Source organism: Kitasatospora sp. LaBMicrA B282 (assembly GCF_050325825.1).
GTDB lineage: Bacteria > Actinomycetota > Actinomycetes > Streptomycetales > Streptomycetaceae > Kitasatospora.
In genome coordinates, this window is sequence record NZ_JBNQTI010000216.1 from 1 (window position 1) to 12,091 (window position 12,091).

The window sequence follows — 12,091 nt, forward strand, 5'->3', positions numbered from 1 at the left end:
CCGCGACCGCCGCCGCCAACCGCTCGGCGGTCTCGGCGGCGGCCGCGGCGGGGACGGTGAGCGGGAGGCGGACGAAGGCCTCGAAGGCGCCGTCCGCGCCGAACCGCGCGCCCTCCGCGATCCGCAGCCCGACCCGCTCGCCGGCCCGGGAGAGCGCCGCCCCGGAGAGCCCCGCGGTGTCGATCCAGAGCGTCATGCCGCCCGCCGGCACGGCGAACCGCCACTGCGGCAGCCGCTCGCGCAGCGCCGGCACCAGCGCCGCCGCGCTCTCCCGCAGCGCGCCCAGCCGTGCCTCGCGCACCTCGGCGAACCGCTCGCCGAGCAGCGCCGCGCAGATCAGCTGCTCCAGCACCGGGGTGCCGACGTCGGTGTGGATCCGGTCCGCCGCCAGCTGCCGGACCAGCGCGGGCGCCGCCCGGATCCAGCCGACCCGCAGCCCGCCCCAGATCAGCTTGCCGGCCGAGCCCACGGTGACCACCTGGGCGGTCCGGTCCAGCGCCGCCATCGGGCGGGGCAGCGGCGCGCCGCCCCAGGCCAGCTCGGCCATCGTCTCGTCGACCAGCACCGGCGTGCCGGCGGCCCGGGCGGCGGCCAGCAGTTCGCGCCGCTGCTCCTCGTCGATCAGCGCTCCGGTCGGGTTGTGGAAGTCGGGGATCAGGTAGGCCAGCCGCGGGGCGGCGCCGTGCAGCACCCGGCGCCACTCGGCCAGGTCCCACCGGGGCAGCTGCTCGGGCCCGTCCACCCGGTGCTGCGGGACGGGCACCAGCCGGGCGTCGGCCTCGCGCAGCGCCCGCAGCAGGTGCGGGTAGCTGGGGGACTCGACGGCCACCCGGTCGCCGCGCCGCACCAGCGAGCGGCGGACCAGGTCGAGGGCGCTCATCGCGCCGGTGGTGATCAGGATCTGGTCGGGGGAGGTGGGCAGGCCGCGCTCGGTGAACCGGTGGGCCACCGCTTCGCGCAGCGCCGGGACGCCGGTGGGGTAGTGGCCGTGGCCCTGGGCGTAGGCGGGCAGCTGCTCGACGGCGCGGGCGGCGGCCTCGGCGAGCAGCGGCTGCGGGGCGGCCGGGGAGGCGGCGCCCAGGTCGATCACCCGGCCGTAGTCGTCGGGCGGCAGCGGGAAGAGCCCGTCGGCGGGCGGGGCGCTGCCGGCGGGCAGCGCGGTCCAGCTGCCGGAGCCGCGCCGGCTGTGCAGGTAGCCCTCGCCGCGCAGGGCCTCGTAGGCGGTGGCGATGGTGGTGCGGCTGAGGGCCAGGGCGGCGGCCAGCTCGCGTTCGGCGGGCAGCCGGGTGCCCACCGGCAGCCGTCCGTCGCCGACCAGTCGGCGGACCTGGGCGGCCAGTTCGCGGTAGGCGGGGCGGCGTGCGCGGTCCGCCTCGGGTGCGCCGGTGGCGCGCAGCAGCCGGGCGAGCGCCGCCGGGGTGATGGTGCTCTGCCAGTCGGCCATGCAGTCCACCTGACTCGAATTGGACCTGTCCGGTGGTCCAGTGGACTTCCCATGATGGCAGGGCGGCCCGCCCGACAGCAGTGGCCGACAGAACACGCACCGCCCCGAAGGAGCCCTCGATGGCGATCCTCGCCCTGCCCCGGCCCGGCACCGCGCTCGGCCGCCGTCTGCCGCAACTCCTTGCCGGGCTGGCCCTCTACGGCGCCAGCTCCGGGCTGACCTACCGGGCGGGCCTCGGCCTCAACCCGTGGGGCGTCTTCCACCAGGGGGTGGCCGCCCACCTCGGGCTGAGCATCGGCACCGTGACCAACCTGACCGGCCTGGCCGTGCTGCTGCTCTGGATCCCGCTGCGCCAGCGCCCGGGCGTGGGCACGGTGGCCAACGTGCTGCTGATCGGCACCGCGATGGACCGCACCCTGGCGCTCGTGCCGGTCCAGCACGCGCTCGCGCCGCGGCTGGCGCTGCTGGCGGCCGGGATCGTGCTCAACGGTCTGGCGATGGGCCTGTACATCGGCGCCGGGCTCGGCCCGGGCCCGCGGGACGGGCTGATGACCGGGCTGGAGCGGCGCACCGGCCGCTCGCTCGGCCTGCTGCGGACCGGCCTGGAGCTCGCGGTGCTGCTGGTCGGGGTGCTGCTGGGCGGTCAGGTCGGGCTCGGCACGCTCGTGTACGCACTGGCGATCGGCCCGCTGGCGCAGTTCTTCCTGATGCGGTGCACGGTCCCCGGGCCGCGGTCCCGCAACGAGCGCCCGAACCAGCCGAACCGGTTCCGGAACGAGGCCCGGTCCGAGGCCCGGAACGAATGAACTTCGCGCCGTGCTGCCCGGGCTCGTCGCGCTCCGGGGCCGGGGTCTCGTAAGGTCGTCTCCGTGTTGGACGAGATGCGGATACGGGATCTGGGTGTCATCGACGACGCGGTGGTGGAGCTGGCTCCCGGATTCACCGTGGTCACCGGTGAGACCGGCGCGGGCAAGACCATGGTGGTGACCAGCCTCGGCCTGCTGCTCGGCGGCCGGGCCGACCCGGCGCTGGTCCGGGCCGGCGCCGAGCGGGCGGTGGTCGAGGGCCGCCTCGACCTGCCCGCCGACTCGCCGGTGGCCGCGCGGGCCCGGGAGGCCGGCGCCGAGCTGGACGAGGGCGCGCTGCTGATCAGCCGGACCGTCTCCGCCGAGGGCCGCTCCCGGGCGCACGTCGGCGGCCGCTCGGTTCCGGTGGGCCTGCTCGCCGAGCTGGGCGAGGACCTGATCGCGGTGCACGGCCAGAGCGACCAGCAGCGGCTGCTCCGCCCGGCCCGCCAGCGCGGCGCGCTGGACCGCTACGCCGGTGAGGCGCTGGCCGAGCCGCTGGCCCGCTACCGGACCTGCTACCGGCGGCTGCGCGAGGTCTCGGCCACGCTGGAGGAGCTGACCACCCGGGCCCGGGAACGGGCCCAGGAGGCCGACCTGCTGCGCTTCGGCCTCGACGAGGTGGCCGCCGCCGAGCCGGTCGCGGGCGAGGAGGTCGAGCTGGCCGCCGAGGCCGAGCGGCTCGGCCACGCCGACGCGCTCTCCTCCGCCGCGGTGCTCGCGCACGCCGCGCTGGCCGGCGACCCGGCCGACCCCGACCTGTTGGACGCCGGCACCCTGATCGGCCAGGCCCGCCGGGCGCTGGACGGGGTGAGCGGGCACGACGAGCGGCTGGGCGCCCTGGCGGAGCGGCTGGCCGAGGTCGGCTACCTGCTCGCCGACGTGGCCGGCGACCTCGCGCTGTACGCCGACGACCTGGACGCCGACCCGGCGCGGCTGGCCGCGGTCGAGGAGCGGCGCGCGGTGCTGGCCCAGCTGATCCGCAAGTACGGCAGCGCCGAGGGCGGCACCGCCGAGGTGGTCGCCTGGGCCGAGCAGGGCGCGCAGCGGCTGGCCGAGCTGGACGGCGACGACGACCGGATCGAGGAGCTGGCCGCCGAACACGCCGAGCTGCGCGGCACGCTGGCCGCGCTGGCCGCCGAGGTCTCCGCGGCCCGGGCGGCCGCCGCCGACCGGTTCGCCGCCGCGGTCTCGGCCGAGCTGACCGAACTCGCCATGCCGCACGCCCGGGTCACCTTCGCGCTGACCCGGCTCGACGAGCAGGGCGGCCTGGAGCTGGACGGCCGCACCGTCGCCTACGGCTCGCACGGGGTCGACGAGGTGGAGGTGCTGCTCGCCCCGCACCCGGGTGCCGCCCCGCGACCGATCGCCAAGGGCGCCTCCGGCGGTGAGCTGTCCCGGGTGATGCTCGCGGTCGAGGTGGTCTTCGCCGCCTCCGACCCGGTGCCCACCTACCTGTTCGACGAGGTCGACGCGGGCGTCGGCGGCAAGGCCGCGGTGGAGATCGGGCGCCGGCTGGCGAAGCTGGCGCGCACCGCGCAGGTCGTGGTGGTGACCCACCTGCCGCAGGTCGCGGCCTTCGCCGACCGGCACCTGGTGGTGGAGAAGACCAACGACGGCACGGTCACCCGCAGCGGGGTGAAGACCCTCGGGGACGAGGAGCGGGTACGCGAACTGTCCCGGATGCTGGCCGGGCTGGAGGATTCCGAGCTGGGCCGGGCGCACGCCGAGGAACTGCTGGCCACCGCCCGCGGACCGCAGGAGGCCTGAGCCCGGGCCGGGCCGCCGGCCGCCCGGCCGACTGCCGTGCCGACTGTCCAAGAGGCCCCGGGACCTGGCATGGTGGCGACGGAGCCTGGTGCTCCAGAGGCCTGTGGTTTTCCCTAGGTGAGAGCGATACGACGTGGACCATTCCCCGGACCCGGGCCAGCTGCACGTGGTGCTGGTGCTGTCCGCCGGCAGCGGCGGGATCGGCGCCCACGTGCGCTCGCTGGCCCAGGGCCTGACCGCGCACGGCGTGAAGGTGACCGTGTGCGCCCCCGCCGAGTCCGACGCGCTCTTCGCGTTCTCCCGTACCGGCGCGGTCTTCCACCCGGTGGAGATCACCGCGACCTCGGGCGCCCGTAGTGACGCCACCGCGATCGGTGAGCTGCGCCGCGCCTTCACCGGTGCCGACCTGGTCCACGCGCACGGCCTGCGGGCCGGCCTGCTCGCCGACCTGGCGCTGCGCACCGCCGGTCGGCTGCCCGGGCTGCGCCCGGAGACCCCGCTGGTGGTGACCTTCCACCACGCGCTGCTGGCCACCGGGCTGGAGCGGCGGTTGCAGCGGTTGATGGAGCGCCGGGTGGCGCGGGCCGCCGACCTGGTGCTCGGCGCCTCCTCCGACCTGGTGGCGCGGGCCCGCGAACTGGGTGCCAGCGACGCCCGGCTCGGCCCGGTGGCCGCGCCGCCGCGCCCGCCGGCCGCGCAGGACCGGGCAGCGGCCCGGGCCGTCCTGCTCGGCCCGGGCGAGCAGGACCGTCCGCTGGTGCTCGCGGTGGGCCGGCTGGTGCCGCACAAGGGGTACCCGCTGCTGTTGGACGCCGCCCGGGAGCTCGGCGAGGCGCTGGTGCTGGTCGCCGGGGACGGCCCGCAGCAGGCGGAGCTGGCCGAGCGGGTGGCCGCCGAGCACCTGCCGGTGCGGCTGCTCGGGCACCGCACCGACGTGCCGGAGCTGCTGGCCGCCGCCGACCTGGTGGTGATCCCCAGCCGCTGGGAGGCACGCTCGCTGGTGGCCCAGGAGGCGCTGCGGGCCGGGGTGCCGCTGGTGGCGACCGCGGTCGGCGGGATCCCGGAGCTGGTCGGCGATGCCGCGGTGCTGGTGCCCGGGGGCGACCCGGCGGCGCTGGCGGGTGCGGTGCGCGAGCTGCTGGCCGATCCCGGGCGGCGCGCCGCGCTGGCCAAGGCCGGCCCCGCCCAGGCCGAGACCTGGCCGGACGAGGCCGCCACGGTGGCGCAGGTGCTCAGCACCTACGACGAACTGGTCCAGCGCCGCTGAGCCGTTGCGCGGCTCCGGCGCCGCGGTCCGCGGCGCCGGAAGGGGGGGCCACAGGCCCTAGGAACGGACCGGCTGGCGGCCGGGCCGCCGCGGGGTGTCCTCGGGGACCGGCTGGACGGCCGGCTGCGGGGCCAGGTAGGCGGCGCCGCAGGCGGTCAGCCGCAGGGCGGTGTCGATCAGCGGCACGTGGCTGAAGGCCTGCGGGAAGTTGCCGACCTGCCGCTTGAGCCGCGGGTCCCACTCCTCGGCCAGCAGCCCGAGGTCGTTGCGCAGCCCGAGCAGCTTGTCGAACAGCTCGCGCGCCTCGGCCACCCGCCCGATCATCGCCAGGTCGTCGGCCAGCCAGAACGAGCAGGCCAGGAACGCCCCCTCGTGCCCGGAGAGCCCGTCGACATTGGCACCGCTCTCGTCGTGAGTCGGGTAGCGCAGCACGAAGCCGTCCTCGGTGGACAGTTCGCGCTGGATCGCCTCGATGGTGCCGATCACCCGCTTGTCGTCCGGCGGCAGGAAGCCGACCTGCGGGATCAGCAGCAGCGAGGCGTCCAGCTCGGTGCCGCCGTAGTACTGGGTGAAGGTGTTGCGCTCGGGGTCGTAGCCCTTCTCGCAGACGTCGGCGTGGATCTCCTCGCGCAGCGCCCGCCAGCGGTCCAGCGGGCCCTCCGCCTCGGTCTGCTCGATCAGCTTGATGGTGCGGTCCACCGCGACCCAGGCCATCACCTTGGAGTGGACGAAGTGCCGGCGCGGCCCGCGCACCTCCCAGATCCCCTCGTCGGGGGTCTTCCAGTGCTCCTCCAGGTAGCTGATCAGGCGCAGCTGGAGCAGGTGGGCGTGGTCGTTGCGGGACAGGCCGGTCATCTGGGCCAGGTAGAGCGCCTCGACCACCTCGCCGTAGACGTCCAGTTGGAGCTGGCCGGCCGCGCCGTTGCCGACCCGCACCGGGGCCGAGCCCTCGTAGCCGGGCAGCCAGTCGAGGTGGCTCTCGGTCAGCTCGCGCTGGCCGGTGATGGTGTACATGATCTGCAGGTTCTCCGGGTCGCCCGCCACCGCGCGCAGCAGCCACTCGCGCCAGGCCCGGGCCTCCTCCCGGTAGCCGGTGCGCAGCAGCGAGGAGAGGGTGATCGCGGCGTCCCGCAGCCAGGTGTAGCGGTAGTCCCAGTTGCGCTCGCCGCCGATGTCCTCGGGCAGCGAGGTGGTGGGGGCGGCGACGATGCCGCCGGTGGGGGCGTAGGTGAGCGCCTTGAGGGTGATCAGCGAGCGGACCACGGCGTCCCGGTACGGGCCCTGGTAGGTGCACTGGGCGACCCAGTCCACCCAGAACTCCTCGGTGAGGGTGAGCGAGGCCTCCGGGTCGGGCAGCTCCGGCGGGGCCAGGTGGGAGGCCTGCCAGGTGAGCGCGAAGGTGACCCGCTCGCCGGCCGCCACGGTGAAGTCGGCGTAGGTGGTCAGGTCGCGGCCGTAGGTCTCGGCCTCGCCGTCCAGCCAGACCGAGTCGGGGCCGGCCACCGCGACCGTGCGGTGGCCCCCGCCGGGCTGCTCGACCCGGTGCACCCAGGGCACCACCTTGCCGTAGCTGAACCGCATCCGCAGCGCCGAGCGCATCCGCACCCGGCCGGTGAGGCCCTCGATGATCCGGATCATCTGCGGCACCGGCTGCTGTTCCGCCAGGTGCCGCGGCGGCATGAAGTCGATCACCCGGACGCTGCCGCGCGGGGTGTCCCACTCCTGCTCCAGGATCAGCGAGTCACCCCGGTAACGGCGCCGGTCGGCGGGCACCGCGGGGGCGGCGGCGCTGCTCGGCACGACCTTCAGATCACCCGTATCGGTGAAGGGGGCGCGCGGGGCGGGCGCGGTGGGCAGCGGCCCGGTCGGGGCCGCCTCGGCCGGGCCGATCCGCCAGAACCCGTGTTCATCGGTGCCCAGCAGGCCGGCGAAGACGGCGGGGGAGTCGAAGCGGGGCAGGCAGAGCCAGTCCACAGCGCCGTCTCTGCTGACCAGGGCGGCGGTCTGCATGTCCCCGATAAGTGCGTAGTCCTCGATACGGCCGGCCACGTGCATCTCCAGTTCGCGGTAGTGCTCGGCGGTCGCCGACGGAGACGAGAGCGAGTCCTGCGGGGCCGGGGGTGACGCGGTGCCAAGTCCGGGTGCCGCTCGGTGCCGCTGGTGGCGGTGGCCGAGGTCGGGCCGCGCGGAACCCCGGTGCGGGTTCCTGGAACTGGCTCTGGAGTGAACTGGTGGAACGGGGGGAGTCCGGTCGCGCATCGGGGACGGAGAGGTGTCGTCCGGACCCCTCGTCCTCGGCTTGCTCTGCTGTCGGCGATGCGTCCGTGCAGGATACGACGACGGAAGGGGCCTGAGCACCCGGAAACGATCAGGTACGGCCGTCTGCCCAGGGTGGCTTTCCGAAAGTAGCCCGCATGGGTGAGCGCGGGTGTCGGGCGGGGGATCCAGCGGTGATCATTCCGGGCCATCCCGCCCTGATCACCCTGGCCGCAGCGGCCGCGCCGGGCCCACCCGGGCCACCGCCGGGAGATCACCCGGCCGGGTCAGCGGACGGGCGTGCGACCGCGCGCCACCCGGCTCGCTGATACCCTGGTATCCCGTGGACTGGTGGATAAACCGCCCCGGACCCGCTGACTGACGACCCCCGGATCACCGATGCGTCGTCAGTCCCGCGTCCGCACTCCACCGGCGTCATCCTCGACTGCGACCCACGGGAGCCCCCTCTTGGCACAGCCCCATTCCGGCAAGGCGGCGCACGGCCGCGCCGTGACGACCAAGCACCTCTTCGTCACCGGGGGTGTGGCCTCCTCGCTCGGCAAGGGCCTGACGGCCTCCAGCCTCGGTGCCCTGCTCAAGGCCCGCGGCCTGCGGGTGACGATGCAGAAGCTCGACCCGTACCTCAACGTGGACCCGGGCACCATGAACCCGTTCCAGCACGGCGAGGTCTTCGTCACCGACGACGGCGCCGAGACGGACCTGGACATCGGCCACTACGAGCGGTTCCTGGACACCAACCTGCACGGCTCGGCGAACGTCACCACCGGCCAGGTCTACTCCACGGTGATCGCCAAGGAGCGGCGCGGCGAGTACCTGGGCGACACCGTCCAGGTCATCCCGCACATCACCAACGAGATCAAGTCCCGGATCCGCCGGATGGCCACCGAGGACGTCGACGTGGTGATCACCGAGGTCGGCGGCACGGTCGGCGACATCGAGTCGCTGCCGTTCCTGGAGGCCGTGCGCCAGGTGCGCCACGAGGTCGGCCGGGACAACGTCTTCTTCGTGCACGTCTCGTTGCTGCCCTACATCGGCCCGTCCGGCGAGCTGAAGACCAAGCCCACCCAGCACTCGGTGGCCGCGCTGCGCAACATCGGCATCCAGCCGGACGCGATCGTGCTGCGCGCCGACCGCGAGGTGCCGCAGGCGATCAAGCGCAAGATCTCGCTGATGTGCGACGTGGACGAGGAGGCCGTGGTCGCGGCCATCGACGCCAAGTCGATCTACGACATCCCCAAGGTGCTGCACGGCGAGGGCCTGGACGCCTACGTGGTGCGCCGGCTCGACCTGCCGTTCCGCGACGTGGACTGGACCACCTGGGACGACCTGCTGCGCCGGGTGCACGAGCCGCAGCACATCGTCAAGATGGCGCTGGTCGGCAAGTACATCGACCTGCCCGACGCCTACCTGTCGGTGACCGAGGCGCTGCGGGCCGGCGGTTTCGCCAACAACGCCCGGGTCGAGATCAAGTGGGTCACCTCGGACGACTGCGAGTCCCCCGAGGGCGCCCGCGAGCAGCTCGGCGACGTGGACGCGATCTGCATCCCCGGCGGCTTCGGCGACCGCGGCGTCAACGGCAAGGTCGGCGCGATCACCTACGCCCGGGAGAACAAGATCCCGCTGCTCGGCCTCTGCCTGGGCCTGCAGTGCGTGGTGATCGAGGCGGCCCGCAACCTGGCCGGCCTGCCCGAGGCCAACTCGACCGAGTTCGAGCCGGCCGCCGCGCACCCGGTGATCTCCACCATGGCCGAGCAGCTGGCGATCGTCGGCGGCCAGGGCGACCTGGGCGGCACCATGCGCCTGGGCCTCTACCCGGCCAAGCTCGCCGAGGGCTCGATCGTCCGCGAGGTCTACGCCGGCGAGCAGTACGTCGAGGAGCGCCACCGCCACCGCTACGAGGTCAACAACGCCTACCGCGCCGACCTGGAGAAGACCGGCCTGGTCTTCTCGGGCCTGTCCCCCAAGGGCGACCTGGTGGAGTACGTCGAGTACCCGCGCGAGGTGCACCCCTACCTGGTGGCCACCCAGGCGCACCCGGAGCTGAAGTCCCGCCCGACCCGCCCGCACCCGCTCTTCGCCGGGCTGGTCGCGGCCGCGATCAAGATCAAGACCAGCGCCGAGTAGTCGCGTGGTCGAGCAGTCCTGACTGTTCACCGGACGGCGGCCCCGCGGATCTCGCGGGGCCGCCGTTCGGCGTTAGATTGTGTCGTACTGACGAAAAGGCTCGTCGGGGCGAGAAGGGGAGAGCGGCCATGGCCGAGCAGGAGCAGCAGCAGGAGCAGGGGCAGATCCGGGACGTCGCGGAGGAGTGGCAGGTCCGCACCAGCAGCACGCCGTTCCAGGGGCGGGTCACCGGCGTGCGCACCGACGAGGTGCTGATGCCGGACGGCGGCTACCAGCGCCGCGACTACCAGACCCACCCCGGGTCGGTGGCGGTGCTGGCGCTGGACGAGCGGCAGCGGGTGCTGCTGGTGCGCCAGTACCGGCACCCGGTCCGGCACCGCCTGTGGGAGCTGCCGGCCGGGCTGCTCGACGTGCCGGGGGAGAACCCGCTGCACGCCGCGCAGCGCGAGCTGTACGAGGAGGCGTACTGCAAGGCGGAGGAGTGGCGGGTGCTGGTCGACTTCTACACCTCGCCCGGCGGCACCGACGAGGCGCTGCGGCTCTTCCTGGCCACCGGCCTGGCCGAGGCCGAGGGCGAGAAGTACGCGGCGCACGGCGAGGAACTGGAGATCCAGACCGCCCGGGTGCCGTTGGCGGAGCTGGTCGACCTGGTGCTGGCCGGCGAGCTGCACAACCCCACCCTGGTCACCGGCACCCTGGCGCTGCACGCCGCGCTCACCGGCCCCGGCCTGTCCGCGCTGCGCCCGGCCGAGGCGCCGTGGCCGGCCCGGCCGTTCAAGCTCTGACGCTCCGTCGGGGGGCCGGTGACTCGGCGTGTCCGGTCCGGTGACGGGTCGTGTCCGGGGCGGCGACCGGTCGTATCCGTAGTACGCCCGGGTGATTTGCCACTTGGTCATACCGTTGCCCCCTCGGCCCGGCCGCCGGGGCGAACTACGCTTCGCTGACGGGAAGCTGGGCGACTGGGTCGGGAGTGGCGCAGGTGGCGAGGAAGACGGCGACAATGGACGCACGCCCGGCCCCCGACGGGCCGGTGGCCGGGCTGCCCCCCGGGCCGGACCCGTTCACCGGGCGGCAGGCCGAACTGGCCGCGCTGCGCGCCGAGGCCCGCCGGCGGAGCCCGGACCGCTGCCGGGTCCTGGTGATCACCGGCCGGCCCGGCTCCGGGCGCACCGCGCTGGCCCGGCGGTTCGCCCGCGCGCTGGCCGGCGACTACCTGGTGCTCGCCGACCAGCTCACCGCCCCCGACGGCACCGCCGAGCCGCCCGGCACCGTGGCGCGCCGGCTGCTGGTCGCCCTCGACCTGCCCGACGACGCGCTGCCGGCGCACGCAGCCCACCCGGCGCCGCCGGCCCCCGTCGCGCTGGACGCCCCCACCCGGCCCGGCGCCGACGACCCCGCCTGCGCCCGGCTGCGCGCGGCGCTCACCGGCCGGGCCACCCTGCTGCTGCTCGACGACGTGGCCGACGCCGCCCAGCTGCGCCCGCTGCTGCCCGACGAGCCGCGCTGCCTGGTGCTGGCCACCACCACCGGGCCGCTCACCGCCCTGGCCGACCGGTTCCGGGTGGACCCGGTGATCCTGCGCGGCCTGGACGAGGGCGCCGCGATCGACCTGCTCACCGCGCTGGTCGGCGGCACCCGGATCGGCTGCGACCCGGTCGGCGCGGCCGACCTCGCCGAGGCCTGCGCCGGCCGCCCGGCCCCGCTGCGGCTGATGGCGCACTGGCTGCGCGCCCACCCCAAGGCCGCCGTCCCGGACGCGGCCGCCGCGCTGCGCGCGACGAGCGGCCCGTCGGGCGAGCCGGGCGGCGCCGCGGCCGGCGGTGACGTGCTCACCGCGGCGTTCACCCTGCGCTACCAGGGGCTGCCGGTGGCCCAGGCCCGGCTGCTGCGGATGCTCACCCTGGCCCCCGGCGGCCGGGCGGACCTGCGCACCGCCTCCGCGCTGGCCGGCTGCCCCGCCCCGGAGGCGGCCGCGGCGCTGCGCGCGCTGGCCGAGGGCGAGCTGCTGGAGGAGCTGAGCACCGGCGCCGACGGCACGCCGTGCTACCGGCTGCCGCGGCGCTTCTTCGCCGAACTGGTCGGGCTGCGCGAGCGGCACGACCGGGCGGGCGAGGTGCAGCTGGCCCGGGCCCGGCTGCTGGAGCGGCTGGTGCGGCTGGTCGAGTCCGCCCGGGCGCTGCTCGCCCCGGCCGGTGCGGCGCCCGACCCGCTGCCCGGGCCGCTGCGGCTGCGCAGCGCGGGGCAGGCCCGCGACTGGCTGCTCGCCGAGCGGGCCGGCCTGCTCGCGGCCGCCGAGCAGGCGGTGGCCGCCGGCGACCTGGACGGCTCGGCCGCCCGGCTGGTCGGGGCGCTGCTGCGGGCGCT

The 12,091-nt window shown here is 75.5% G+C and carries 8 protein-coding genes; 6 read left to right on the forward strand and 2 right to left on the reverse strand.

Translation table 11 applies throughout. The features are described from left to right. Window positions 1-1,444 (reverse strand): PLP-dependent aminotransferase family protein (locus tag ACQRUO_RS35420; protein ID WP_428320271.1); only part of this gene is annotated, 1,444 nt, incomplete at its 3' end. Between the two features lie 119 nt (window positions 1,445-1,563). On the opposite strand from ACQRUO_RS35420, the gene ACQRUO_RS35425 reads away from it, so the two are divergent. The 3 genes from ACQRUO_RS35425 (at window position 1,564) to ACQRUO_RS35435 (ending at window position 5,326) form a co-directional block, all read left to right on the forward strand. Then, complete coding sequence (locus ACQRUO_RS35425) at window positions 1,564-2,250, forward strand: YczE/YyaS/YitT family protein (RefSeq protein ID WP_428320272.1); 687 nt, start codon at window positions 1,564-1,566, stop codon at window positions 2,248-2,250. Window positions 2,251-2,325: 75 nt separating this feature from the next. Beyond that, window positions 2,326-4,059: a DNA repair protein RecN gene (recN, locus tag ACQRUO_RS35430; protein WP_428320277.1), complete on the forward strand. Its 1,734-nt coding sequence runs from the start codon at window positions 2,326-2,328 to the stop codon at window positions 4,057-4,059. Between the two features lie 133 nt (window positions 4,060-4,192). Further along, entirely contained in the window at window positions 4,193-5,326 is a 1,134-nt protein-coding gene (locus ACQRUO_RS35435; RefSeq protein WP_428320273.1) for a glycosyltransferase family 4 protein, read from the forward strand. Between the two features lie 57 nt (window positions 5,327-5,383). Here the strand turns inward: ACQRUO_RS35435 and ACQRUO_RS35440 are convergent, their stop codons facing one another. After that, the gene (locus tag ACQRUO_RS35440; RefSeq protein ID WP_428320274.1) at window positions 5,384-7,375 is read right to left on the reverse strand and encodes a glycoside hydrolase family 15 protein; all 1,992 of its coding nucleotides are present in this window, start codon (window positions 7,373-7,375) and stop codon (window positions 5,384-5,386) included. A 750-nt stretch (window positions 7,376-8,125) separates the two neighbouring features. Here ACQRUO_RS35440 and ACQRUO_RS35445 point away from each other — a divergent pair. The 3 genes from ACQRUO_RS35445 to ACQRUO_RS35455 all read left to right on the forward strand — a co-directional run. Next, window positions 8,126-9,727: a CTP synthase gene (locus ACQRUO_RS35445; protein ID WP_428320278.1), complete on the forward strand. Its 1,602-nt coding sequence runs from the start codon at window positions 8,126-8,128 to the stop codon at window positions 9,725-9,727. A gap of 128 nt (window positions 9,728-9,855) precedes the next feature. Beyond that, window positions 9,856-10,512 carry an NUDIX domain-containing protein gene (locus ACQRUO_RS35450; RefSeq protein ID WP_428320275.1) on the forward strand — a complete coding sequence of 219 codons (657 nt, stop codon included), beginning with the start codon at window positions 9,856-9,858 and terminating at the stop codon, window positions 10,510-10,512. 215 nt (window positions 10,513-10,727) lie between these two features. Then, window positions 10,728-12,091, forward strand: a 1,364-nt coding sequence (locus tag ACQRUO_RS35455; RefSeq protein WP_428320276.1) for an AAA family ATPase, incomplete at its 3' end; no start/stop codon positions are given.